The following is a 508-nucleotide window of genomic DNA, read 5'->3' as shown; positions in this document are numbered from 1 at the left end:
TCGATCCGGTTGCGCCGTTTGTAGCGACGCTTGTCGTACTTCACCGGTTTCTTGCGCTGTTGTCGACCGGGGATGCAGGCGCGTATCCCTTTGGCTTTCAACGCTTCTCTGAACCAATCGGCGTCGTAACCACGATCTCCGAGCAGCCAATCTACTTTTGGCAGGCTGCCAACGAGAGCCCGTGGCCGATGTAATCGCTGACCTGACCGGCTGTCACAAAGAGGTTCAGTGGGCGCCCTTGGCTGTCGCAGATGGCGTGCAACTTTGTGTTCTTGCCGCCTTTGGTGCGGCCAATCTCGCGGCCACGTACCCTTTTTCGGCGCCCGGACTGGACGCCGTGCGATGAGCCTTCAGGTAGGTGGCGCCGATCATCACAGTTTTCGTCTCGCCGTGATCAGCCGCCAATCCCATCATCATCTCGGCGAAGGTGCCCTTGTCGCTCCACCGCTTCCAACGATTGTAGAGCGTCTTGTGCGGCCCGTATGCCGCTGGGGCGTCGCGCCACCTT

1 pseudogene is annotated in these 508 nt (G+C 60.2%); it reads right to left on the bottom strand.

Going from position 1 to position 508, the window contains the following annotated elements:
• A pseudogene (locus tag ACR0CG_RS24200) lies at positions 1-508 on the bottom strand (IS5 family transposase); the annotation flags it as partial.

The sequence above is a fragment of the Ruegeria sp. AB8 genome (genome assembly GCF_056542605.1).
This window is presented reverse-complemented; position numbering and strand designations above follow the sequence as displayed.